General features: G+C 60.4%; 21 protein-coding genes. 12 read left to right on the top strand and 9 right to left on the bottom strand.

The features are described from left to right. Positions 1-660, top strand: coding sequence for a DNA oxidative demethylase AlkB (gene alkB / locus WG78_RS07095; RefSeq protein ID WP_053937110.1), 660 nt, complete (start codon positions 1-3; stop codon positions 658-660). On the opposite strand, the gene WG78_RS07090 is transcribed toward alkB, so the two are convergent. Beyond that, positions 657-1,502 carry a carboxylate/amino acid/amine transporter gene (locus tag WG78_RS07090; RefSeq protein WP_053937109.1) on the bottom strand — a complete coding sequence of 282 codons (846 nt, stop codon included), beginning with the start codon at positions 1,500-1,502 and terminating at the stop codon, positions 657-659. The genes alkB and WG78_RS07090 overlap by 4 nt on opposite strands. Positions 1,503-1,656: 154 nt before the next feature. Between WG78_RS07090 and WG78_RS07085 the strand changes: the two genes are divergently transcribed. Both WG78_RS07085 and WG78_RS07080 read left to right on the top strand, forming a co-directional pair. Then, on the top strand, positions 1,657-2,877 hold the full coding sequence (locus WG78_RS07085) for an MFS transporter (protein WP_053937108.1): 1,221 nt from the start codon (positions 1,657-1,659) through the stop codon (positions 2,875-2,877). A gap of 68 nt (positions 2,878-2,945) precedes the next feature. Further along, positions 2,946-3,269 carry a helix-turn-helix domain-containing protein gene (locus WG78_RS07080; protein ID WP_053937107.1) on the top strand — a complete coding sequence of 108 codons (324 nt, stop codon included), beginning with the start codon at positions 2,946-2,948 and terminating at the stop codon, positions 3,267-3,269. Positions 3,270-3,444: 175 nt separating this feature from the next. Here the strand turns inward: WG78_RS07080 and araA are convergent, their stop codons facing one another. From araA to WG78_RS07065, 3 genes are read right to left on the bottom strand one after another with little or no spacing between them, the layout of a single operon-like run. After that, complete coding sequence (araA, locus tag WG78_RS07075) at positions 3,445-4,950, bottom strand: L-arabinose isomerase (RefSeq protein WP_053937106.1); 1,506 nt, start codon at positions 4,948-4,950, stop codon at positions 3,445-3,447. Between the two features lie 28 nt (positions 4,951-4,978). Next, positions 4,979-5,725, bottom strand: coding sequence for an L-ribulose-5-phosphate 4-epimerase (locus tag WG78_RS07070; RefSeq protein WP_053937105.1), 747 nt, complete (start codon positions 5,723-5,725; stop codon positions 4,979-4,981). 1 nt (position 5,726) lies between these two features. Beyond that, positions 5,727-7,394 (bottom strand): ribulokinase, encoded by a 1,668-nt coding sequence (locus WG78_RS07065; RefSeq protein WP_053937167.1) that lies wholly within the window; start codon positions 7,392-7,394, stop codon positions 5,727-5,729. Between the two features lie 423 nt (positions 7,395-7,817). Here WG78_RS07065 and WG78_RS07060 point away from each other — a divergent pair, with 423 nt between their 5' ends. The 5 genes from WG78_RS07060 to WG78_RS07040 all read left to right on the top strand — a co-directional run bounded on the left by WG78_RS07060 (position 7,818) and on the right by WG78_RS07040 (position 13,650). After that, positions 7,818-8,756 (top strand): arabinose ABC transporter substrate-binding protein, encoded by a 939-nt coding sequence (locus WG78_RS07060; protein WP_308417193.1) that lies wholly within the window; start codon positions 7,818-7,820, stop codon positions 8,754-8,756. 95 nt (positions 8,757-8,851) lie between these two features. Further along, a complete protein-coding gene (gene araG, locus WG78_RS07055; protein ID WP_053937103.1) occupies positions 8,852-10,399 on the top strand; it encodes an L-arabinose ABC transporter ATP-binding protein AraG in 1,548 nt (515 codons plus the stop codon). A gap of 10 nt (positions 10,400-10,409) precedes the next feature. Further along, on the top strand, positions 10,410-11,411 hold the full coding sequence (gene araH, locus WG78_RS07050) for an L-arabinose ABC transporter permease AraH (RefSeq protein ID WP_053937102.1): 1,002 nt from the start codon (positions 10,410-10,412) through the stop codon (positions 11,409-11,411). Positions 11,412-11,506: 95 nt separating this feature from the next. Beyond that, a complete protein-coding gene (araC, locus tag WG78_RS07045) occupies positions 11,507-12,454 on the top strand; it encodes an arabinose operon transcriptional regulator AraC (RefSeq protein WP_053937101.1) in 948 nt (315 codons plus the stop codon). Between the two features lie 125 nt (positions 12,455-12,579). After that, the gene (locus WG78_RS07040; protein WP_053937100.1) at positions 12,580-13,650 is read left to right on the top strand and encodes a hypothetical protein; all 1,071 of its coding nucleotides are present in this window, start codon (positions 12,580-12,582) and stop codon (positions 13,648-13,650) included. Between the two features lie 33 nt (positions 13,651-13,683). Here the strand turns inward: WG78_RS07040 and WG78_RS07035 are convergent, their stop codons facing one another. After that, positions 13,684-14,265 (bottom strand): YIP1 family protein, encoded by a 582-nt coding sequence (locus WG78_RS07035; protein ID WP_083458840.1) that lies wholly within the window; start codon positions 14,263-14,265, stop codon positions 13,684-13,686. A 309-nt stretch (positions 14,266-14,574) separates the two neighbouring features. Here WG78_RS07035 and WG78_RS07030 point away from each other — a divergent pair, with 309 nt between their 5' ends. The 4 genes from WG78_RS07030 to WG78_RS07015 all read left to right on the top strand — a co-directional run bounded on the left by WG78_RS07030 (position 14,575) and on the right by WG78_RS07015 (position 20,516). Next, a complete protein-coding gene (locus WG78_RS07030) occupies positions 14,575-16,269 on the top strand; it encodes a glutamine--tRNA ligase/YqeY domain fusion protein (protein ID WP_053937098.1) in 1,695 nt (564 codons plus the stop codon). Then, positions 16,269-16,712, top strand: a complete 444-nt coding sequence (locus WG78_RS07025; RefSeq protein ID WP_053937097.1) for a hypothetical protein — start codon at positions 16,269-16,271, stop codon at positions 16,710-16,712. Before WG78_RS07030 ends, WG78_RS07025 begins: the two co-directional genes overlap by 1 nt. Before the next feature lie 238 nt (positions 16,713-16,950). Next, a complete protein-coding gene (gene hemE / locus WG78_RS07020) occupies positions 16,951-18,018 on the top strand; it encodes a uroporphyrinogen decarboxylase (protein ID WP_053937096.1) in 1,068 nt (355 codons plus the stop codon). Positions 18,019-18,296: 278 nt separating this feature from the next. Next, positions 18,297-20,516, top strand: coding sequence for a primosomal protein N' (locus tag WG78_RS07015; RefSeq protein ID WP_308417192.1), 2,220 nt, complete (start codon positions 18,297-18,299; stop codon positions 20,514-20,516). 49 nt (positions 20,517-20,565) lie between these two features. On the opposite strand, the gene WG78_RS07010 is transcribed toward WG78_RS07015, so the two are convergent. The 4 genes from WG78_RS07010 to gspL all read right to left on the bottom strand — a co-directional run bounded on the left by WG78_RS07010 (position 20,566) and on the right by gspL (position 23,266). Beyond that, positions 20,566-20,904, bottom strand: a complete 339-nt coding sequence (locus WG78_RS07010) for a P-II family nitrogen regulator (RefSeq protein ID WP_053937095.1) — start codon at positions 20,902-20,904, stop codon at positions 20,566-20,568. 87 nt (positions 20,905-20,991) lie between these two features. Then, positions 20,992-21,711, bottom strand: coding sequence for a type II secretion system protein N (gene gspN, locus WG78_RS07005; protein ID WP_053937094.1), 720 nt, complete (start codon positions 21,709-21,711; stop codon positions 20,992-20,994). After that, positions 21,708-22,181 carry a type II secretion system protein M gene (locus WG78_RS07000; protein WP_053937093.1) on the bottom strand — a complete coding sequence of 158 codons (474 nt, stop codon included), beginning with the start codon at positions 22,179-22,181 and terminating at the stop codon, positions 21,708-21,710. Before WG78_RS07000 ends, gspN begins: the two co-directional genes overlap by 4 nt. Beyond that, the gene (gspL, locus tag WG78_RS06995) at positions 22,178-23,266 is read right to left on the bottom strand and encodes a type II secretion system protein GspL (protein WP_161805079.1); all 1,089 of its coding nucleotides are present in this window, start codon (positions 23,264-23,266) and stop codon (positions 22,178-22,180) included. Before gspL ends, WG78_RS07000 begins: the two co-directional genes overlap by 4 nt. Between the last annotated feature and the right edge of the window lie 212 nt (positions 23,267-23,478).

Raw genomic sequence — 23,478 nt, 5'->3', positions numbered from 1 at the left:
ATGGCTGGCTATACGCTTGATCTTTTCGCGGAAGAACCCGCCGCGCAGACGCGCACCGAACTGGCGGCGGGCGCATGGTTGCTGCATGGCTTTGTGCTGGCGCAAGCGCCCCAGCTTTTGGCTGAGGTGGCGCAGATTGAGGCCGTCGCGCCATTTCGCCATCTGATTACGCCCGGTGGTTACACCATGTCGGTGGCCATGACCAATAGCGGCGCGCTGGGCTGGGTGTCGGATGCGCGCGGTTATCGTTACGACCCGATCGATCCGCAGACAGGTCGGCATTGGCCCGCCTTACCCGCGCTGTTTGCTGATGTGGCGCGCCGTGCTGCTGCAGAGGCCGGTTACCCTGGCTTCGAGCCACAGGCCTGTCTGATCAATCGCTATGTGGCCAGCGCGCGCTTGTCGCTGCATCAGGACAAGGACGAACTCGACCAACGGGCGCCCATCGTGTCGGTGTCTTTGGGTTTACCCGCCACCTTTCTGTTTGGCGGGCTGCAGCGCAACGACAAAACCGCGCGGCATCGCCTGGTACATGGCGACGTGGTGGTATGGGGCGGGCCATCGCGGCTGGCGTATCACGGCGTCGCCCCGTTGGCCGCGGGCAGCCATGCCGCCACGGGTGAATGCCGCATCAACCTCACTTTCCGCAAAGTGCGTTAGTGCCACCGCCGGTTGATCAGCAAAGCGCTGGCCATGATCGCGCCGCCAAGCAGCAGACGCGGGATGTTCTCGTTCTGGTTCCACACCACCAGGTTGATCAGCAATCCCACCGGGATATGCATATTGTTCATCGCGCCGAGAGTGCCCGCATCGACGCGGGTTGCGCCCTTGTTCCACCAGTAAAAACCGAGCGCTGACGAGATCAGGCCAAGGAAGGCCAGTACTTCATATTGCGTGGGGGTATGCGGCAGCCTGGCCATATTGCCGAAGATCAACCATGACGGCAGTGCCACGCATAGCGCGCCCAGGAAGAAGAAACCAAAGCTGCGATATTGCGGTTGGTTGTCTGGATAGCGGCGCACCACGTAGCGATAGCCGACCTGGCCGGCGGCAAAGGTCACGTTGGCCAGTTGCAGCAGCAAAAAACCGGTGAGGGCATTGCTATCAATATGATCGTAACGGATGACCAGCGAGCCAATCACCGCCACCAACGCCGCGGCAAAGGCGCGTGGCTGAAAGCGCCGTTGCAACAGGTCGTCCAGCAGCGTGACGTAAATTGGCGTGAAGATGGTAAACAGCAGCACCTCCGCCACGCTCAAAAAACGGAACGAGCGATACAGACACAGATAGGTGAGACCAAACTGCAATGCGCCCGCCAGCAGGGTGCCAACCACGCGGCCAGTGGGCTGATTGCGCCAGCGCGTGAACGGTAAAAATACCAACCCGGCCAGCGCCACCCGCGTCAGCACAGCAAAGTCGCTATCGACCTGGCCCGCCAGAAACACACCAATCAGGTTGAACGACACGGCCCACACCAGGGTAATGGCGGCAAGATACGGCATGTTGCAGTGCACTCGGTTCGGCTGAAGAGGCGGGCATCATACAACAGCAGCGCGCCAAATCGGCCTATCATGACGCCTTACGCAGCCCGGGCGGTGTCCACCCGCCCGGGCTTGTTATCGTTAACATTGTTTTGCTGCCGTTACCACTGCCCCCATGTCCGCTACTTCCGCCGTACCCGCCAGCGCAGGGCCCGTTACCCTGCGCGTGGTTTCCATCGTGATGTTCACCTTTCTGTGTTATCTGACCATCGGCCTGCCGCTGGCCATCCTGCCTACCTATGTGCACATGGATCTGGGCTATGGCTCGGTGCTGGCCGGTCTGGTGATCAGCGTGCAATACCTGGCCACGCTGGTTAGCCGGCCCAAGGCCGGGCGCATGGCCGATCATCTGGGCCCCAAGCGCACCGTCATGTACGGACTGTGCGGCAATGTGCTCAGTGGCGTGTGCCTGATGGGCGCGGCCCTGACGCAGCAAATACCGTTGCTGAGCCTGGCGCTGGTGTTTGCCAGCCGCTGTGCTTTGGGCTTTGCGGAAAGCTGCGTGGGCACCGGATCCATTGCCTGGGGCATCGGCACCGTGGGTGCTAACCACACCGCCAAGGTGATTTCCTGGAATGGCGTCGCCACCTATGGCGCACTGGCGCTGGGCGCTCCGTTGGGCGTGGCGTTGCAGAAGTGGGGCGGCTTCCAGCTGATCGCAGGCGTGGTCATGGCCTTGGGGCTGATCGGCATCGCGTGCGCATGGCCGCGTCCGCCCGCACCCATCGTGCATGGTGAACGCCTGCCCTTTAGCAGCGTGCTTGGCCGCGTCTTTGCCTATGGCGCGGGGCTGGCGCTGGGCTCGGCGGGTTTTGGCGTTATCGCCACCTTCGTTACCTTGTTTTATGCCAGCCAACACTGGCCCGATGCCGCGTTTACGCTAAGCGTATTTGGCATCTGCTTTGTGGGCACTCGGCTGGTGTTTGCTCGCAGCATTAATGTCTATGGCGGCTTTCGCGTGGCCATCGTGTCGTTTGGGGTCGAGTTTGTCGGGTTGATGCTGCTGTGGCTGGCGCCCGAACCGATCTGGGCCATGCTGGGCGCGGCGCTGACGGGTTGCGGCTTTTCGCTGATCTTCCCGGCGCTGGGCGTCGAGGCCGTGGCGCTGGTGCCTGCCTCCAGCCGTGGCTCGGCGCTGGGCGCATACTCCGTCTTCCTCGACGTGGCGCTTGGCCTGATCGGCCCGGTTGCGGGCTTTATTATTAGCGGCTACGGCTATCCGCCGATCTTCTTGATGGCGGGTCTGGCTGCGGTGGCGGGCGTGGTGCTGACCTGGGTGCTGTATCGCTCGGTGATGCGCGGGCGTGCGGAGTCGGCGGCGCGGCAGGGGCTGTGATTTCAGGTCATTTGGTCCGATGATATGGCGTAGGTTAAATACATTAATCACTGACATATCATCAAACCATGCCGCGCCAAACCACGACTGACGCCGTCCTGCATCCCCAAGTTGAAGAACGTATTCGCCTGTGGGGCCAAGTCGTGGCCAATTTGCGGCGGCAGCAAAAAATCACGCTCGACGATCTGGCCGCAAGGGTTGGCGTTGCGCAGCAGACGGTTGTACGCATGGAAAAAGGCGACGTCGCAGTGCGGATTTCGATCTGGCTGAGCACGTTCAAGGTCTTGGGCGCGCTGGATTTGTTGGCGCCCATGCCCGCCCAGTCTTTGTTAAGCAAAGTTGGGCTGGCGCAACGCGTTCGCAAGGCAGCTCTGGATGATGACGAGTTTTGAAGCGGACAAAAGTAAAAAATGACCAGCGATCAACCCCGCAGGGTTGATCGCTGTGAAGGCGCAAACGGCCTTCTGGATAGTTGCGTATGTCGCGTCGCGGTGGAGGAGGACGCAGGGATAACACCGCGACACCATTCCCCGAATACCCCTGCGGTGAACTGGTCTGTACGTGGACTTACTGGTCGCAAATCTTGAAATACACCTCGTTCCAGTTGATCTGGTTCTTGAAGTCATTGATGGTGGTTTCTTCGCCGATGTGCAGGTATTCGATGCGCGTCAGCTCGGCAAACAAGCGCAGTTGTTCGGCGCTCACGTCTTGCGCAAAGATTGAGTGGTGTGCGCCACCGGCGTAAATCCAGGCCGCAGCGGCAGTGCGCAGATCGGGCAGCGCTTTCCACACCGCACGCGCCACCGGCAGCACTGGCAGCGGTTTCGGCTGGTCAATCACGTCCAGTTCGTTGACGATCAGGCGAAAGCGATTGCCCATATCGATCAGCGTGGCGTTGCGTGCGGGGCCGGCTTTGGCGCTGAAAATCAATCGGGCCGGATCGGCTTTTTTACCGATCGACAGTGGTTGCACATCCAGCACCGCTTTCTGGTCGCCGGCAATGGACGGGCACACTTCCAGCATGTGCGCGCCGATTACCAGTTCATTCCCCGGCGTGAAGTCATAGGTGTAGTCCTCCATAAAGGACGACCCGCCTTGCTTGCCCGCGCCCATCACCTTGACGGCGCGCAGTAACGCCGCGCTTTTCCAGTCGCCTTCCGCGCCAAAACCATAGCCTTGTTCCATCAGGCGTTGCACGGCCAGGCCGGGCAATTGGGTCAGGCCGTACAGGTTTTCAAAGGTGGTGGTAAAGGCTTTGAAGTTGCCTTTATCCAGAAAGGTTTTGATGCCGATCTCGATACGCGCGGCGTCCACCAGATGCTGGCGTTTTTCGCCTTGCGAACCGATATGGTCAGTCAGTTGGTAGGTGGCTTCGTATTCGCCCACCAGCGCGTCGATTTGCTCGGTGGTGACTTCTTCTACCACTTTGGCCAGATCGCCCAGGCCGTAGGCATGTACGGCGTAGCCAAACTGGATTTGTGCGGCGACCTTGTCGCCTTCGGTTACGGCCACTTCGCGCATATTGTCGCCAAAGCGGGCAATGCGCAGTTGCTTGCTGTCATGCACGGCGGCAGCAACGCGTATCCACTCACCCAGCTCGGTGGCCACTTGCGGGTCTTGCCAATGGCCCACCACCACGTGATAGGCCTTGCGCATGCGGGCGCCGATAAAGCCGAACTCGCGGCCGCCATGCGCGGTCTGGTTCAGGTTCATGAAGTCCATATCCATGGTGTTCCACGGCACCACCGAATTGAACTGCGTATGCAGTTGCATCATCGGTTTTTCCAGCACCTGCAGGCCATTGATCCACATCTTGGCGGGCGAGAAGGTGTGCAGCCAGGTCACTACGCCCACACAGTTCTGGTCGTGGTTGGCGTCGCGGCACACTTGCAGAATGCCGTCTTGCGAGGTGACGGTTTCCTTCAGTACCAGCTTGATCGGCAGATTGCCTTCGCTATTCAGGCCATTAACGATGCGTTCGGCATTCTGCGCCACTTGGGCCAGGGTTTTTTTGCCGTACAGATGCTGGCTGCCAACCACAAACCAGACTTCCAGTTGTTTGAAAAAATCCATTGCGAAGGTCCTTTGATATATACGGCGATCAAGCCACGCGGCGTGCCGCGGTCGTGGAAACGGGAGTGGAGGAGGCAGGCTGGCTGGTCTGGCCGTAATAGGCGTTCTTGCCGTGCTTGCGGGAGTAATGTTTGTCCAGCAGATGGTCTGGAATGGCGTGCTGGCTAGCGTTGATCATCAGCGTGTACAAGGCCATGCGCGCCACTTCTTCCAGCACCACGGCGTTGTGTACGGCGGCGTGGGCGTCTTTGCCCCAGGCAAACGGCGCATGCTCACTGACCAGCACACCGGGAATGGCCAAGGGCTCGATCTCGCCCAGTGTTTCGATGATGACGCTGCCGGTTTTGGCCTCGTAGGCTTCTTCCACCTCTTGCGGCGTGAGCGGCCGCGTGCACGGAATTGCGCCATGAAAATAATCGGCGTGCGTGGTGCCCAGCGCCGGGATGGCACGGCAGGCTTGCGCCCACGACGTGGCATGCGTGGAATGGGTGTGCACAATGCCGCCGATGTCCGCGTAATGGCGATACAGCGCCAGATGCGTCGGGGTGTCCGAGGACGGGCGCAGCGTGCCTTCCACGCGCTCGCCCGCCAGCGTTAGCACCACCATGTCGTCGAGCTGCATGCGTTCGTATTCCACGCCGCTGGGCTTGATGACGACCAGGCCCGCCGCCCGATCGATGCCGCTGACATTGCCCCAGGTAAACGTCACCAGACCATGGCGCGGCAGATCGAGGTTGGCTTCCAGCACTTGCTGTTTAAGCTCGAGCAGGCTCATTTCAGGCTTCCTTGGCGTACAGCGGTTCGGTGGCGGCGGCCCAGCGGCGATAGCGTTGATACAGCGCTTCGTATTGCGGTACGCGCGTGGGGTCGGGCTGATACGTGTGTTCAATCTTGCTGGCCATGGCCGCTTGCGCCGTGGCGACGTCGGCGTGCACGCCCGCAGCCACCGCACCGAAAATCGCGGCGCCCAGCGCACAACACTGGTCCGAGCCCACCACGTCCACCGGCCGGTTCATTGCATCGGCGCAGGCTTGCATGATGGTGGGCGATTTGCGCGCAATGCCGCCCAGCGTCAGCACGCTGCTGACCGCCACATCCTGCGTGGTAAAGCATTCCATGATGGCGCGCGCGCCGAAGGCGGTTGCGGCGATAAAGCCACCAAACAAGGCGGGCGCGTCGGTGCCCAGGTTAACGCCGCCGATCACGCCTTGCAGACGCTGGTTGGCATACGGTGTGCGGCGGCCGTTAAACCAGTCCAGCACCAGCGGCAGATGCTGCAGGTTCTGGTTGGCGGCCCAGGCTTCGGCCAACGCGGGCAACAAGTTGGCCTGGATTTCGGCCAGGTCGGCCGCCAGATGGGGCTTGGCGGTGCTGGCTTGTTGCAGCGGCCAGGCCAGCAGGCGGCCAAACCAGGCATACATATCACCAAAGGCCGACTGGCCCGCTTCCATGCCGATCTTGCCCGGCACCACGCTGCCATCCACCTGGCCACAGATGCCGGCAATGGCGCGCGGGCCGATGACCGCGTCGTCGGCGATCAGGATGTCGCAGGTGGAGGTGCCGATCACTTTAACCAGCGCGTGTTCGCCCGCACCGGCGCCCACTGCGCCCATGTGGCAGTCAAAAGCGCCGCCGCTGATGATCACGTGTTCGGGCAGTTCCAGCTTGCTGGCCCATTCCGGCGTAATGCGGCCCACTGGCACATCGGCGGTGTAGGTATCGGTAAACAGCGGGTAGGGCAGTTGTTCGACCAGGATGGGGTCGAGCGCTTGCACAAAGTCTTTGGGTGGCAGGCCGCCCCATTGCGGATGCCACAAGGTTTTGTGGCCGGCGGCACAGCGGCCGCGCTTCAGTTGGTCCGGCGCAGTGGTGCCGCTTAGCAAGGCGGGCACCCAGTCACACAGCTCCACCCAACTGACTGCGGCCTCGGCCACGGCGGCGTCGGCGCGCGATACATGCATGATCTTGGCCCAGAACCATTCCGACGAATAAATCCCGCCGATATAACGCGCGTAGTCGCCGTGCTCGCCCGCCAGACGCGTAATGCGTTCGGCTTCTTCGATCGCGGTGTGGTCTTTCCACAGCACAAACATGGCGTTGGGGTTGTCGGCAAATTGCGGCAACAACGCCAGCACATCGCCATTCGCATTCACAGGCGCAGGCGTTGAGCCCGTGGTGTCCACGCCCAGCCCGACGATGGCCAGGCGCTGTTCGGGCGACAACTGCGCCACTACGCCACGCACGGCGGACTGCATGGCTTCGATGTAGTCGAGCGGGTGGTGACGAAACTGGTTTTGCGTGGCTACGCAAAACTGGCCCTTTTGCCAACGTGGATAGTAAGTAACTGTGGTCGCCAGCTCGGATCCGTCCTGACACGACACCGCCAGTGCGCGTACCGAATCGCTACCGAAATCCAGCCCTATGGATATATTGACTGATGTCACAGCGCAGCCCTTTTTCTGGTGGTTTGTGGTTTTGCGCAAGAATAGGGCCGCTGCGCTCAGTCAAATAAGGAAGGCTTGGTTGTAGATATGGACTAAACGCTTGATGTCAGTAAATTGACGTGGCTTACATGGACAAACCCGCACAAATCTGCCGAACATATGCACAAATTCGCTAAACTGTAATTTGATCATTTTGACTACGAACTTGCGGCCCTATAATCCGCCCAGCTTGAGCAGCGTCTGAATTGTCGAATTCTTATATAGCGCGGCCTGCAGCCCGATTTATAAGAAATGCCCGGCGCGACGTGTGTGGGATGTTCAGGCACGTATTACAGGGAAATCAGGTACGAACACTCGCAAAGCACACTGATAACGGAGTCGAATATGAACAAAATGGTCAAAATTCTTGCCTTGAGCTGTGCAATGTTCGCGTCGGTAGGCAGTGCCTACGCCGCAGAAAAGCTGGGCTATCTGGTCAAGCAACCCGAAGAGCCGTGGTTCCAGACTGAATGGGCCTTTGCCGAGAAAGCCGGCAAGGACATGGGCTTCGAAGTCATCAAGATTGCCGTACCCGATGGCGAAAAAACGCTGAACGCCATCGATACGCTGGCCGCAGGCGGCGCCAAAGGTTTTGTGATCTGCACGCCTGATCCGAAACTGGGCCCGGCCATCATGGCCAAGGCCAATTCGCTGGGCCTTAAAGTGGTGACGGTGGATGACCAGTTCGTCAACGCCAAAGGCGCGCCGATGACCGATGTGCCGCTGCTGATGATGGCCGCCACCAAGATGGGCGAGCGTCAGGGTCAAGAGCTGTACAAAGAAATGAAAAAGCGTAACTGGAACGTGAAAGACACCGGCGTGCTGGCCATTACCGCCAACGAACTCGATACCGCACGCCGCCGTACCGATGGCTCGATGAGCGCGTTGAAGGCAGCGGGCTTTCCGGCTGGCCAGATCTACACCGTACCGACCAAAACCAACGACATCCCTGGCGCGCTGGACGCTGCCAATTCGATGCTGGTGCAACATCCCAACGTCAAGAACTGGCTGGTCATCGGCATGAATGACAACACCGTGCTGGGCGGCGTGCGTGCCACCGAGGGCCAGGGGTTCAAGGCGGCTAACGTGATCGGCGTCGGGATCAATGGTGTGGATGCCAAGAACGAACTGAGCAAATCCAGCGCCACCGGCTTCTATGGTTCGCTGCTGCCGGCGCCGGATGTGCATGGCTATCAGTCCATCAAGATGCTGCACGAGTGGGTGGCCAATAACAAAGCGCCAGCCAAGTTCACCGAAGTAACCGATGCCGTGCTGATTACGCGCGACAACTACAAAGATGAGCTGAAGAAAAAGGGTCTGTAATCGCCCCGGCGGGTGGTGCGCCACGGGCGCTGCCACCCGCGTTTTCTGGCGTTGGTCCAGACTGTCTGAATGCAAGTTGTATGAGAGTTGCTGCCATGAATACTGATCGTGCTTATCTGGCGTTTCGCAATATCAGCAAGGTGTTTCCGGGCGTTAAAGCGCTGCAGGATATTTCGTTTACCTGTGGGCAAGGTTCGATCCACGCGCTGATGGGCGAAAACGGGGCGGGTAAATCAACGCTGCTTAAAATCCTGTCGGGCATGTACCAGCCGAGCGGCGGGCATCTGGAAATCGGCGGCAACAAGATTGAATTCAATAACACGCTTGATGCCTTGAATGCGGGCGTGGCGATTATTTATCAGGAATTGCATCTGGCCGCCGAAATGAGCGTGGCTGAAAACATTTTCCTGGGGCAATTGCCGCATAAATTCGGCGTGGTGGATCGCAAGCGGCTGCGCGACATGGCGGCGGAGCGCCTGCAGCATCTGGGCATGCATATCGACCCCGATACGCCATTGCGGCGCTTGTCGATTGCGCAATGGCAGATGGTGGAAATCGCCAAGGCCTTGACGCGTAATGCGCAAGTGATTGCCTTTGACGAACCCACCAGTTCTTTATCGGCGCGCGAGATCGAACAATTGTTTCGCGTTATCCGCGAATTGCAGACCGAAGGCCGTGTGATTCTGTACGTCTCGCATCGCATGGAAGAAATCTTTCATTTATGCGATGCGATTACCGTGTTTAAAGATGGCCGTTATGTAAATACGTGGAGCGATATCAGCCAGGTGTCCAACGAACAGCTGGTGCAAGCGATGGTCGGGCGGGAATTGGGTGATATCTATGGCTATCGCCCGCGCGAACACGGCGAAGTGCGGCTGGAAGTGCGTGATGTGCTGGCGCCCGGTTTGCGCGCGCCCGCGTCGTTGCAGGTAAAACGCGGCGAAATCGTCGGGCTGTTCGGGCTGGTGGGCGCGGGGCGCTCCGAGCTGATGAAGGCCATCTTTGGCGCATCGCCCTTGTTCTCCGGCCATATCGCGGTGGACGGCAAAACGCGCCGCTTCCGCGGTCCGGGCGACGCCATCGCTCAAGGCGTGATGCTGTGCCCGGAAGACCGCAAGGCCGAGGGCATCGTGCCGGTGCATAGCGTGCGCGACAACATCAATATCAGCGCGCGCCGCCGCACGCTCAGCGCCGGTTGTTTGATCAACGAAAAATGGGAACGCAGCAACGCACAAAAAATGGTGCGCGAGCTGAACATCAAAACCCCCAGCGATGATCAATTGATCATGAATCTGTCTGGCGGCAATCAGCAAAAGGCCATCCTGGGTCGCTGGTTATCCGAGGACATGAAAATCATGTTGCTGGACGAACCCACCCGTGGCATCGACGTGGGCGCCAAACATGAAATCTATCGCGTGATTTACGACCTGGCTGAGCACGGCATCTCGGTGCTGTTTGCGTCCAGCGATCTGCCCGAGGCGCTGGGCCTGGCCGATCGCATCATCGTGATGCGCGAAGGCCGCATCGTGGGCGAATTGCTGCACGACGAAGCTACCGAACAAAAGGCGCTGGCCCTGGCGATGTTGCGCCAGAGCGAGCCGGCCAATAACCCGATCAATCCCGTTTCTGCTTCCGTCGCTTGAGGGCGCCATCATGTCTAAAGCCAATGCAACACCCGGTATCGCTGTACCGGCGATTGAATTACCCAGCCGTAATGTGCTGGCCCATATCTGGGACAAATACGGCATGTTGGTGGTGTTTGCCGTCGTGTTTATCGCGTGCGCCAGCACTATCCCCAACTTTTTATCGATGATGAACATGCGCGGCCTGGGCCTGGCGGTGTCGCTGGCGGGCATGGTCGGCTGCGGCATGTTGTTCTGTCTGGCCGCGGGCGACTTTGATTTGTCGGTGGGCTCGGTGGTGGCGTGCGCCGGCGTGTCTTGCGCCACCATCATCAATGCCACCGGCAGCGTAACGTGGGGCGTGCTCGCGGGCCTGGCCACCGGGCTGGTGTTTGGCTTGCTCAACGGCATTATCGTGGCGTGGTTGGGCATCAATGCGTTGATTACCACGCTGGCCAGCATGCAGATTGCGCGCGGCCTGGCTTATATCATTTCGGACGGCAAGGCAGTGGGCGTATCCGAGGAGAGCTTCTTTACGTTGGGCAATTCGTCATTCTTCGGCCTGCCCACGCCGGTATGGATCACCATTGCGTGCTTTATCGTGTTTGGCTTCATTATCCGGCGCACCTTGTTTGGCCGTAACACGCTGGCCATTGGCGGCAACGAAGAAGCCGCACGGCTGGCCGGTGTGCACGTGGTGCGCACCAAGATTGCCATCTTCTCGCTGTCGGGTCTGATCTCGGGTTTTGCGGGGGTGGTGCTGGCGTCGCGCATGACCAGCGGCCAGCCGATGACTTCGCTGGGGCTGGAGCTGACTGTGATTTCGGCGTGCGTGCTGGGTGGCGTGTCGTTGAAAGGCGGCATCGGCAAGATCAGCTATGTGGTGGCGGGCGTGCTGATTCTGGGCACCGTTGAAAACGCCATGAACCTGATGAATATCTCGCCGTTTGCGCAATACGTGGTGCGTGGTCTGATCCTGCTGGCGGCCGTGATCTTTGATCGCTACAAACAGAAAGCCAAGGCGCGCGTTTGAGTCTGGCGGCTGAGGCCGAGCCAGTTCCGTCCCCCTATTCAGCTCAGGCCACGCCACGAGGGCGTGGCCACTGATTTTGACCTAACAGGATAACCATGCCGCTGTCCTCGCCAGAATCGCAGACGCTAGATCCTTTGATGCCGGGTTATTCGTTCAATCTGTATCTGGTGGCCGGCATTACGCCGATCATCGAAGATGGCCCGCTCGATTTTGTGATCGACCGGCCCAAAGGCATGCAGGGCTACATCATTAATATGACGGTGGCCGGGCAGGGCAAGGTGTTTGATGGCGAAGATGCCTTCTATACCGATCCGGGCGATCTATTGTTGTTTGCGCCGGAAACCGTGCATTACTACGGCCGCGCGCCCGGCAGCCCCAACTGGTATCACCGCTGGATTTATTTCCGACCACGCGCCTACTGGGCGCCGTGGCTGAAGTGGCAAGACCACACGCGCCAGGTGGGCAAACTGCGGCTTCCGGACAAGCAGCTGGTGGCGGAGTTTGACGAACTCTTTCAGCAGATCGATCGCACGCACCGGGAAGGCCGTGTCACCAGCGAGGAGCTGGCCATCAATTTGCTGGAACGCCTGCTGATCCGCGCGTATGAAGTCTCGCCCGAAAACCAGCCCAAATCGCTGGATGCGCGGGTGCAGGAAGCCTGTCAGTTTATTACGCGTAATCTGGGCCAGGATATTGGTCTGGATGAAATAGCCCGGCATGTTTGCCTGTCGCCATCACGGTTGGCGCATCTGTTTCGCGAGCAGGTGGGCGTCAATATCCTGCGCTGGCGCGAGGACCAACGCATTATTCTGGCCAAGCATTTGCTGCATAGCTCGCGAACGCCGATCGCACGCATCGCCGGCACGGTGGGTTATGAAGACCAGCTCTACTTTTCGCGCGTGTTTCGCAAGCGCGTGGGCGTCAGCCCCAGCGAATTCCGCAAGACCAGCGGCGAGCCTTTGTACCCGTACCAGAGCGCCAATATGACGTGGCCGCATATGGAACTGGATGTGCCCGACAATGGCCTTGAATTCTATTTGTGAGGTGGCTTGTAACGCGTTTGTATCAGGTGAGCGCTTTGCCCGGCAGCGTGTAGGTCATCGGCCGATAGCGTTGGCGGCAGGATGTCTTTAGCCTGACAAACGTAGACAACCAAGTCCGGCCCGCCATGCGCACTTCGACCTTTTTGCTGGCGCTGAGCTCCACGTTCAGTGCGGCGTTTGTGTTCGCCACACCGTGTCACGATCTGGTGGATAACAACCAGCGCCTTAATTGCTATGACCAGTGGTTTGGCAAGCCGGACGCTGCCATTCCGCCCATTAGCGGCGATGTTTCCGACGCCAGCGCGCCGGCCGCCGCCAAGGTGGCCGACGCCTCGGCGCCTGCGGGCGCGGACGCGTCAGCCGTGGCTGCCGCCAAGCCCGAGCATCATTTCTGGCAAGACTTTGCCTTGCGCGATGCGCCCGGCCCCAACGCCACCAACCCGGCGGTGATCTCGGTCACCAAGAGCGGCGACGAGAATTCGTCCTCGCTGGTTCAGGCCGCGCTGACGTGGCGGATGGGCAATAAATTTCTGCCACAGCAACTGCACGACTGGGGCTGGAGCTGGTATTCGTCAATCTGGGCCAACCACAATTCGGCGTCGTCCAGCCCCTCCAATTCACGCGGTTTGCAAGTGGGCGCGGCGGGCACGGTGTTCGATGCCGATCGCGATGGCTTTGCGCTGGGCACTTCAGCCAACTTCAACATACGCCAGGACAAGGCAGCCGATACGCTAACGCAAGGTATCGCGGTGGATACGCGGTTGATCGTGCCGAATTTGCTGGTGTCCGGGCAGCCGTATACGCGCGGCCGTATGTCGTGGTTTGTCTATCCGCTGGCGGGCGTTTACGTCGACCATCTGGCCGAAGTGCCGGAAGGGCAAACCAGTGGCACGGCGGCCGGCGGTTATATCGGCATCCAGGGCGATTACTACCCTGGCGGCTATTTGTGGCGGCTTAAATTTCATGCCGCCAGCAACGCCGCCAAGGATTTGTTTATCAATCCGGGCATGAATCGCCGTTTCTCGCGCCTTACCCGCTTTGGCATCGACTATTCGCTGGCCACCGGTAACGGCAGCGGCCCGCGCCAACCCATCGTGCCGTCGCTGTCGCTGGAGCGGATTATTGGCGACAACTTCCTCGATGGCACCGCGTATATCGCGGAAACCGTGCTGTCGCTAAAGGTGCTGACCAACTGAGCGTAGCGGCTTGGCCGCATGCCCCGCGCAGCCTCAGCGCACCATCACCGGCAAGGCTGCGATGGCGCTGAGGATGGCCCACGCGCCCACGCCGATCCACAGGGTTAGCCAGGTCAAATCGCGTGTGTCTTCATCGCGCGCGTGGCTCAACATCGCGGGCACGCCGTGATACAGCATGGCGCAGGCCGCGATAATGCCCGCCAGCGCGCAACCAATATTGAACGGCACATTGGGCACGAACAGCGTCAGCGACGAAATCCACAACGGCACGGCCGCTAGCGAGGCCAGTAAAAACGCGCTATCAAACGAGGTGTGCGGCGCGATGCCGCGCGCGAGCCGATGGATCAGCTCGCCCATCAAGCGCACGGTAAACAACTCCGCCGCCATAAACAGCAGCGCAAAGCCGGCCCAGCCCGATAACGCCAGCCCCGGCGCGTAATAGCCACCATTGCTGGCCCCGGCGTACAACAACATCAGCGTGGGCAAGGCCGAGAGCGGCAATACCATGCGCAAGAAGGTGAGGCGCGCGGTGGGCGTATGCGCATGCAGGCGGTCCCAGCCTTGATGGTCGGAGACCAGCATGTGGGAATAATCAGAGAAGGCAGCACGATCCATGGTCAGCTCCTTGTGGCGTGACCGGCGTGTGGCACCATGCCAACGTCATGACTACGCCACAGGCTTCGACTGTTTGATACGGGCAAACGATCTGCCGTCCAGCAGTGCGCGGACGGACGCGTCTGGCAGGGCGTCCCGATGCCGCCCGGCTTGGCGATGGGCACGTGCTCAAAAGCCGGTTTACGTTTGCTTCGATCCGGCGCGCCAGGCGGCCCGCGCCATACCCGCCCCCAAACGGGATTGCCAGTTGCATTGGCCGCCACAAAATTCCGCTACAATCGCTCCTTTGCCTCTTACTGCAAGCCCGCTATGAGCCACGAAGCCCCCGCACCGATCAGCAACTTCATCCGTCAAGTCATCGATGCCGATCTGGCCTCCGGCAAGCACGCCAGCATCGTCACGCGTTTTCCGCCCGAGCCCAACGGCTATCTGCACGTCGGCCACGCCAAATCCATCTGCCTGAACTTTGGTCTGGCTGAGGATTACACCGGCCTGTGCAATTTGCGTATGGATGACACCAATCCGGAAAAAGAAGAAGACGAATACATTGCCGCCATTCAGGAAGACGTGCAGTGGCTGGGTTACCAGTGGCAAGGCGAGGTGCGTTATGCCTCCAACTATTTTGATCAGCTGTACGCCTATGCCGAAGAGCTGATCGTGGCTGGCAAAGCCTATGTGGATGATCTGACGCCCGAAGAAATGCGCCAGTACCGCGGCAACCTGAACGAGCCGGGCAAAGAAAGCCCGTATCGCAGCCGCACGCCCGATGAAAATCTGACGCTGTTCCGCCAGATGCGCGATGGCGCGTTTGCCGATGGCAGCAAGACCTTGCGCGTCAAGATTGATATGGCCTCGGGCAACATCAATCTGCGCGACCCGGTGATCTATCGCATCCGCCGCGCCACGCACCATCAAACCGGGGACAAGTGGTGCATCTACCCGATGTACGACTACACCCATTGCATCTCGGATGCGCTGGAAGGCATTACGCATTCGCTGTGCACGCTGGAATTTGAAGACCATCGCCCGCTGTACGACTGGGTGCTGAACAACATCACCATCCCGGCGCACCCGCAACAGATCGAGTTTTCGCGTCTGGAATTGCTCAGCGTGGTCACCTCCAAGCGCAAGCTGCGCCAGTTGGTGGAAGAACATCTGGTAACGGGTTGGGATGACCCGCGCATGCCTACCATCAGCGGGATGCGCCGCCGTGGTTACAGCCCGGAAGGCATCCGCCTGTTTGCGCAGCGCGCCGGTGTGTCGAAGACGCCTAATGTGGTCGACTTTGCCTCGCTGGAAGGCGCAGTGCGCGAAACGCTGGAAGAAGCCAGCCCGCGCGTGATTGCCGTGCTTGATCCGATCAAGGTAACGCTGACCAACTTTGAACCGGGCGTTACCGGCAGCCGCAGCGCGCCATTCCATCCGCATCATGAAGAATGGGGCGAGCGCGAGATTCCGCTGGCGCGTGAAATCTATATCGAGCGCGAAGACTTTGCCGAAGTGCCGCCGCCCAAGTGGCAGCGCCTGACGCCTGGTGGCGAAGTGCGTTTGCGCTATTCCTATGTGATCAAGTGTGACGAAGTCATCAAAGACAGCGCAGGCATGGTGGTTGAGCTGAAATGCTCGCTGGACAAAGACACGCTGGGCCAGAACCCGGTGGGCCGCAAAGTGAAGGGCGTAATCCACTGGATTTCGGCCGAACACGCTATCGAGGCCGAAGTACGCATGTACGACCGTCTGTTTACCGTGGCGCGGCCCGATGCGGTGCGCGGTGATGACGGCGAATATGTCGACTTCAAACAATTTATGAACCCGGCTTCGCTGACCGTGATTACCGGTTACGTAGAACCGGTGGTGCGTGATGCCGCGCCCGAAACGCGCTATCAGTTTGAGCGCCTTGGTTACTTTGTGACCGACCGCAAAGACCATGTGGCGGGTGGCAAACCGGTGTTTAACCGCACGGTAACGCTGAAAGACACCTGGGCCACCCAGGGCCAGGCGTGATGCGCGCGGGCTGGTTGCGCTGCGGCGCGGCGCTGGCGCTGTTGCCCGCGCTGGTATTGGCGGCCGGCGACGATGACGCGCTGGACCTTGGCGCAGCGCCCTCGCCGGCAACCGCCAGCGTGGCCGCGGCGCTGACGCGTCCTGTGTATATCGGGCGCGAAGGCGAACATCCGGTGCAGGTGGCGCTGGGTTTTCTGAACGAGCATGTTTCGGACGAGCACGGCTTGTTTGAATATCAGCGCCTGCAGATTACCCAACTGGCTTATAGCAAAGACTTGCAGCACGTTAGCGTGACGGTGTTGCTGCAAGGACTGCGCAACACGCCGCGCAGTGCCGAACGCTATGAGCTGCAGCAAGCCTTTGTCGGCAAGACCTGGCAAATTACGCACGCACGGCAAGACTGGAAATGCCAGCGCGGCGGCTGGACCCAGCGGCCTTGCTGATTCTGATTTTGCGACGCACTGCTTGCAGCGAGCGCCAGCGCTTTTACCTGACGCTGTAACACCCGATCTTTACAGTGCGGCCCAGCCAGCCCAAGTGCGGATTTGAGTTATAAATCCGCGCTTTGTCGCTGATTGCCGCTTGGCACCGTTGCCGCAAGCCGGTATTATCCGTGCCCCTTGGCAACATCCGGCCCCGCGTTGGCTTTGCCCACGCGACCACAACAGGACACCCCGCTCGATGGCTAGCCCACTGCAGAATGACGTTTTCTTGCGCGCTTTGATGTGCGAACCGGTGCCGTACACGCCGGTGTGGCTGATGCGTCAGGCGGGCCGTTATCTGCCGGAGTACCGGGCCACGCGCGCCAAGGCGGGTTCGTTCCTGGATCTGTGCAAATCGCAGGATTACGCGACTGAAGTCACGCTGCAGCCGCTGGAACGCTTTCCGCTGGATGCCGCCATTCTGTTCTCCGACATCCTGACAGTGCCGGACGCCATGGGCCTGGGTTTGTACTTCGCCGAAGGTGAGGGCCCCAAGTTTGAACGCCCGCTGCGCGACGAAGCCGCGATCAAGGCATTGACCGTGCCCGATGTCGGCGCGGAACTGGGTTATGTATTCAACGCCGTCAGCAGCATCCGCAAGGCGCTGGATGGCCGTGTGCCGTTGATTGGTTTTAGTGGCAGCCCGTTTACGCTGGCGTGCTACATGATCGAGGGCGGCGGCTCGGATACGTTTAGCCGCGTTAAAACCATGTTGTACGACCGGCCCGAACTGCTGCACCACATCCTGGATGTGAATGCGCGCACCGTGGTCGAGTATCTCAATGCCCAGGTAGACGCCGGCGCGCAAGCGCTGATGATTTTCGATACCTGGGGTGGTGCGCTGGCTGCCGGCAAGTATCAGGAATTCTCGCTGCGTTACATGCAGCAGGTGGTCAGCGGGCTGAAGCGCGAAGCCGATGGCCGCAAAGTGCCGGTAATCCTGTTTACCAAGGGCGGCGGTTTGTGGCTGGAACAGATGGCCGATACCGGTTGCGATGCCTTGGGTCTGGACTGGACGGTGGACCTGGCCGCTGCCCGCCGCCGTGTGGGTGACCGCGTCGCGTTGCAAGGTAACTTTGACCCGAATGCGCTGATGGCATCGCCCGATGCGATCAAAGCTGAAGTGGGCCGCTTGCTGGCTTCCTACGGTCATGGCGCAGGCCATGTGTTTAATCTGGGACATGGTATCAGCCAGTTTACGCCGCCCGAAAATGTCGCCGCCTTGGTCGAAAGCGTGCATAAGCTTTCATTACCCTATCATGACTAAGATTTTGCCGTTTTTTTAAAAGCGATACATTTGCCCGTATCGCTAATGCGGCACCGCGTCAAGTAGAGATGAGTTATACACAGCGTTGGGCAGCCTCAACGGGCTTTGTCAAGCCCTCTGCGCAATGAATCGACAAAACGTGTCATTTTTTCTAAGTTGCTGTTTTTAAACGACTTTAATTTCTCGTGTAAAAAATAGGCAACCTAGCTGTGATCAAGATGTAATGCGGGTTAGGGGCGCATACCCGCATTTTTCTCACAAAGTTATCCACAATAACTGTGGGTATTTTTGGATGGCATAAACTGGTGCACGCTGCGGTCGTCAGTTACTTACAAGTGGCACTTGATGTGCCGCTCCAGCGCACTTTTGACTACCTTTGGGCAGGCCCTGCGCCAACAGTGGGCAGCCGCGTTGTCGTGCCGTTCGGCAAGCAGACGCTGGCCGGTGTGGTGGTCGCCGTCAGCGCCGAACTCGACCCCGCCCGAGGCCTGACCGTGGCCCAGCTCAAAGCGTCCCAAGCGGTGCTGGACGACATGCCGCCGTTGCCCGCCGACATCCTGGCGCTGTGCAAATTCTGTTCTGACTATTACGCCTGGCCATTAGGGCAAGTGATTGCTGCGGCATTGCCCGGCGCCTTGCGCCAGCCACAACCGTGGCAGGGCGGCCAGGCGCTGCAATTCTGGCAGGCGCTGGACGTGACGGCATTGCTGGGCCAACTGAGCCCCCGCGCGCACAAGCAGCGTGCCGTGGCCGAGGCGCTGGCCGTGCCGCGCAGCATCGAACAAGTGCGCGCCGTGGCCCACGATGGCGGACGCTGGCTTAAAGAATGGATCGCGGCGGGTTGGGTGGTCGAGGCCGTGCCGCAAGCAGATACCGCGCCGCCCCAGGCGAGTGCACATCCTGATCTAACCGCATGCCAGGCCAGCGCCGTGGCCAGGCTGAATGCCGCCCAAGGCTATCAACCGTTCTTGCTGTACGGCGTAACCGGTAGCGGCAAAACCGAAGTCTATTTACGCGAAATCGAAGCGCGACTGGCGCATGGTGGCCAGGTGTTGGTGCTGGTGCCCGAAATCAATCTCACGCCGCAACTGGAAGCGCGCTTTCGGCTGCGCTTTCCGCATGAACACATCGTCGCGCTGCATAGCGGCCTGGCCGATGGCGAACGCACGCGCAACTGGCTGCTGGCCGCGCAAGGCCGCGCGCGCATTGTGCTGGGCACGCGGCTGGCCGTGTTTACGCCTTTGCCGCATCTGGCGCTGATTGTGGTGGATGAGGAACACGATCAGTCCTACCGGCAGCAAGAGGGCTTCCGTTATTCCGCGCGTGATGTGGCGGTGTATCGGGCGCGCCAGGCGCAAGTGCCGATCGTGCTGGGCAGCGCCACGCCTGCGATTGAGAGCTGGCGCAATATGCGCGAAGGTCGCTACACGCTGCTGACGCTGGGCCAGCGCGCAGTGACGGGTGCAAAGCCGCCGCAGATGACCTTGATCTCCACACAACAACAGCGCTTGTTTGATGGCCTGACGCAGACCGCGATCAATACGCTGCGTGATTGTCTGGATGCCGGGCAACAGGCGCTGGTGTTTATCAACCGTAGAGGCTATTCGCCGGTACTGGCGTGCCACGAATGCGGCTGGATCGCATCATGCAAGCGCTGCGACGCCCGTCTGGTGCTGCATCGCGAAGACCGGCGCCTGCGCTGTCACCATTGCGGTTGGGAAAGCCCGCCGCCCGCGCAATGCCCCGATTGCGGCAACGCCGATCTGCAACCGTTGGGTTTTGGCACGCAGCGCCTGGAAGAAACGCTGACCGGTTTATTTCCTGACACGCCGCCGCTGCGCATCGATCGCGACAACACGCGGCGCAAGGGCAGTCTGGACGCAATGTTGCAGCAAGTGCACGCCGGAGAAGCACGTTTGCTGGTCGGCACGCAGATGCTGGCCAAAGGGCATGACTTTGCCGGGCTGAGCCTGGTGGTGGTGGTCAATGCCGATGCCGGGCTGTTCTCTACCGATTTCCGCGCGCAAGAACGGCTGTTTGCGCAACTGCTGCAAGTGGCGGGCCGGGCAGGGCGCGCGGGCTTGCCTGGACGCGTGCTGATCCAGACGCGCTATCACGATGATCCGTTTTATCCGCAACTGATGTCGGGCGATTATGCGGCCTTTGCTGATCGCGTATTGCAGGAACGCAAGGCCAACGATTTGCCGCCGTATTCGGCGTGGGCCATGTTGCGCGCCGAATCAAAAACATTGATGCGCGCGGTCACCTATCTGCGCGAGGCAGTGCAGTTGCTGCGCACGCAACCAGGCATCCACGCCGGTGCCCCGATCCCGGCTTTGATGATGCGCAAAGCCAATCAGGAACGTGCGCAGGTGCTGGTGTCTTCCTCGTCGCGGCCGGCCTTGCAAAGCGCCATGCGTTTTTTGATGGGCGAGTTATTGCAAAAGAAAGCGCCGGGCGTGCGCTGGTATATCGATATCGATCCGTCTGAGGCATAAAAAAACCGGCGTGGGCCGGTTTTTTTTGGGGGGCGGTGGCAGCCAGCGATCAGATCGCGTCTTCGTCGGTCTCGCCGGTACGGATACGCACTGCTTGTTCGACGCTGGTGACAAAAATCTTGCCATCGCCAATCTTGCCGGTGCGCGCGGCCACCTGGATGGCTTCGACGGCGGCGTCGACCTTGTCGGCCGGTAGCACCACTTCAACCTTGATCTTGGGCAGAAAGTCGACCACGTATTCCGCGCCACGGTACAACTCGGTGTGACCCTTCTGGCGGCCGAAGCCTTTGACTTCGGTGACGGTCAGGCCAGAAATGCCGATCTCGGACAACGCTTCACGCACTTCGTCCAGTTTGAACGGCTTGATGATGGCTTCGATTTTTTTCATTTTTTCGGTCCTGTAAAAACGAGTGTGCGGGTTGCCTGCAATCTGTGGCCAGTATAGCTGCGCCCCGGCGCGCGGCAACCGTGTCGATCAGCGTGATCCTAATTGCAGCGTATGGCTGGGGCCCATGCGGTCCAGCAGCGCGGCAAACATCGCCTCTTTGCCTGCCGTCGGGGTAAAGGTCAGTGCGCCGGTCGGGCCGTTATTGCTGATGCCGCCGCCACCGCTGATCGCCAGCATGCCGCCCTGCGGTTGCATGGACCAGTTGGTAGCGCTGCCTTGTTGCTGCACATTGATCAGATAATTGCCAAACGGATTAACCTGCGGCGTAACCAGCGAGCTGGCGTCTTGCCACAACACGCTGGTCTGCTCGTAATGGTTTTGCGCCAGGGCCAGCGCGCGGATCTGCAGATCGCCGCCCAGCTGGAACGGCGACAGCATTTTGACTTGTGCCATCAGCGGGCTGGCGGGCACGGTGAGCGCCACGTTTTCCAGTCGCCATCCTGCCGCCGACAGAACGGCACGCGCGCTGCCCGGTGGCGTGTCGGCATAACGTGTATCCAGTTGCCAAGCCAGCGCGCCTTTCAGCAGCGCGGCCGGTTGCCAACGCCAACGCACGTCTTGCAGCAATTGCTGGCCGCCTATGCCCAACTGGCCGATGCGGCCTTCCCATAAGGTGCCGCTGACATCACCCGCCTGCATCGGCGCAGGCAAAGTTGCCGCGAACAACACGGTGGGCAAGCGCAGCAACGCAAACAGACCAAACAGCACCAGGCCCAGCCACATCAAAGGGTGACGATAACGTTTCATCGAGTCACCACCGCGGTGAAGTGGACAATGCCATTGCTTTGCTGGCTGGAGATATCCGCGCTAACGGCATGGGCGCCGGTTTCGCGCTGCAAACCGCTGAGTAAATCGAGCACCTGGCTAAACGCCACTTCAGTGGCATCAATCTTCAAGCGATTGTCGGGCTGGGCCTGGATATCAGCCTTGATATTGCGTTGACCCAGGCTAGCGGTAACGGCCTGGCGCAGATCGTCACTGCGCGCCACGCCCGGTGCGCCGCCAGCGGCTTTGATCAGGGCGATGCTGCGCTGCATTTGCGCCAGATCGGCCTGCAAACGCGGCAATTGTTTGGCCAGCACGGCACGCTGGTTAACCAGCGGCTCCCACAGCGCCACATATAACAAGGCAATCAGGATAACGGCCGCTGCCGCGCCCAGCATGGCGCGTTCGCGCGGCGCGCGTGCTAACCAGAAGGCAAGGAATCTGGCTTTCATTGTGCGGCTCCGCCCAGGCGCAGCGTGGTCACGCCACCGGCCCCGGCTTGCGCGTCGGCTTTAAGGCCAGCGCTGGTCAATTTTTGCTGCACGGCGGCCACGTCCGCAGTGGCGACGTCGATCTGCAACTGGCCGGCGTCATAGCGCAAACGCTTAAGGCTAAGCGGACCAATGCCATCGAGCTTTTGCAGCATTGCGGTCAGATCGCCCGTACTGTTGTTGCCGCGATCCGCGCCGCTGCTGTGCAACTGGCTTTGCAACTGCAACACCGGGTCCACAATGGGCACGCCCGGGAAGGCGGCGGCAAAGGTCTGGCGCAACTCGCGTTGCAGCGAGGCCACATCGCTGCGCAAAGACCACCAACTGATTAACGCGCTAACCAACGCCACCAACACCACAGCCGCCAGCAAGATACCGGCGCGACGCAAGCGCAGCACATCGACAGGCACGCGCACTTTGGGCGACAGCTCGCCTTGCAACAGATTGATCGCGTCAACGCGCGCCGGATCGCCGCACAGATCGGGCCATGCCAGATCCTGCACCGGCCGGTCGGCCATCCAGGCGGTTGCCACCTGCGCGTCGTCAAACCACGCCACTTCGTCGTGCTGCACCAGCATCACGCCGCCATCCATCACGGCGCGCGAGGTTTCATCAGCGGGTTCAACCAGATCGGAAATCGCATAGGCCGCGCGCGGACGATGCTGCGTGTTGGCCAGCAAACCGGCCCAACCGCGCAACCAGTTGCGATCCGTGGCCACCACACGCGTTTCGGCATTGGCGGCCGGGCCTGCGGCCAGATGTAGCGCGCTGGTGTCGCTGAGCACGCGTTCTTCCAGCGCATGCGGCAAGAGCGCGCGCAGCTTTTGCATCGATTGGGCCGGCAGCGCCAGCAGGTATTGCGAATAACGCGTAGCGGGCACCAGCAGCTCGATCGCGGCAGCGTGCGGCCATTGCGCCACCGTGCCGCTGCCATGTTGCAGCTGGCCGGAAGGCTCGATACCACACCAGCGCACCGGCGTATCCGGCGAGGGCGGCCCGTCGATAACGACGCGCAGGGTGGCAAAAGAAGTCGGGGAAAGGCTCACGAATACGGTCACTCAATGCAGGATGAATGCGGCAAAAAAGCCAGCCTTTGCTTACTATAGATCGGCGTGGAGTTTAGCCCCGTTTGACGGCGCGAGTATGCCATAAACCGCGCGCGGCCAGCAGGGGCGAGCGCAGCGTTTGTTTTTGGTGCGACATATCCTTTATACTCCCGGTCTGCCTGAAAACGGCGGTCGGCGCGGACGGCTTTACA

Origin of the sequence: Amantichitinum ursilacus (assembly GCF_001294205.1) — a bacterium.
GTDB classification, from domain to species: domain Bacteria; phylum Pseudomonadota; class Gammaproteobacteria; order Burkholderiales; family Chitinibacteraceae; genus Amantichitinum; species Amantichitinum ursilacus.
Note: the sequence above shows the minus strand (reverse complement) of the source record. Positions and strands in the feature narration are given on the sequence as shown.

What these genes read in the sequence shown, in the direction of transcription:
- araG (WP_053937103.1), top strand. Translation starts at nt 8,852, where the DNA reads ATGAATACTGATCGTGCTTATCTGGCGTTTCGCAATATCAGCAAGGTG.
- araC (WP_053937101.1), top strand. Translation starts at nt 11,507, where the DNA reads ATGCCGCTGTCCTCGCCAGAATCGCAGACGCTAGATCCTTTGATGCCG.
- WG78_RS07070 (WP_053937105.1), bottom strand. Translation starts at nt 5,725, where the DNA reads ATGAGCCTGCTCGAGCTTAAACAGCAAGTGCTGGAAGCCAACCTCGAT.
- WG78_RS07060 (WP_308417193.1), top strand. Translation starts at nt 7,818, where the DNA reads ATGTTCGCGTCGGTAGGCAGTGCCTACGCCGCAGAAAAGCTGGGCTAT.
- gspN (WP_053937094.1), bottom strand. Translation starts at nt 21,711, where the DNA reads ATGAAACGTTATCGTCACCCTTTGATGTGGCTGGGCCTGGTGCTGTTT.
- WG78_RS07085 (WP_053937108.1), top strand. Translation starts at nt 1,657, where the DNA reads ATGTCCGCTACTTCCGCCGTACCCGCCAGCGCAGGGCCCGTTACCCTG.
- WG78_RS07000 (WP_053937093.1), bottom strand. Translation starts at nt 22,181, where the DNA reads ATGAAAGCCAGATTCCTTGCCTTCTGGTTAGCACGCGCGCCGCGCGAA.
- hemE (WP_053937096.1), top strand. Translation starts at nt 16,951, where the DNA reads ATGGCTAGCCCACTGCAGAATGACGTTTTCTTGCGCGCTTTGATGTGC.
- araA (WP_053937106.1), bottom strand. Translation starts at nt 4,950, where the DNA reads ATGGATTTTTTCAAACAACTGGAAGTCTGGTTTGTGGTTGGCAGCCAG.
- WG78_RS07090 (WP_053937109.1), bottom strand. Translation starts at nt 1,502, where the DNA reads ATGCCGTATCTTGCCGCCATTACCCTGGTGTGGGCCGTGTCGTTCAAC.
- WG78_RS07010 (WP_053937095.1), bottom strand. Translation starts at nt 20,904, where the DNA reads ATGAAAAAAATCGAAGCCATCATCAAGCCGTTCAAACTGGACGAAGTG.
- WG78_RS07030 (WP_053937098.1), top strand. Translation starts at nt 14,575, where the DNA reads ATGAGCCACGAAGCCCCCGCACCGATCAGCAACTTCATCCGTCAAGTC.
- alkB (WP_053937110.1), top strand. Translation starts at nt 1, where the DNA reads ATGGCTGGCTATACGCTTGATCTTTTCGCGGAAGAACCCGCCGCGCAG.
- WG78_RS07080 (WP_053937107.1), top strand. Translation starts at nt 2,946, where the DNA reads ATGCCGCGCCAAACCACGACTGACGCCGTCCTGCATCCCCAAGTTGAA.
- WG78_RS07025 (WP_053937097.1), top strand. Translation starts at nt 16,269, where the DNA reads ATGCGCGCGGGCTGGTTGCGCTGCGGCGCGGCGCTGGCGCTGTTGCCC.
- WG78_RS07035 (WP_083458840.1), bottom strand. Translation starts at nt 14,265, where the DNA reads ATGGATCGTGCTGCCTTCTCTGATTATTCCCACATGCTGGTCTCCGAC.
- araH (WP_053937102.1), top strand. Translation starts at nt 10,410, where the DNA reads ATGTCTAAAGCCAATGCAACACCCGGTATCGCTGTACCGGCGATTGAA.
- WG78_RS07040 (WP_053937100.1), top strand. Translation starts at nt 12,580, where the DNA reads ATGCGCACTTCGACCTTTTTGCTGGCGCTGAGCTCCACGTTCAGTGCG.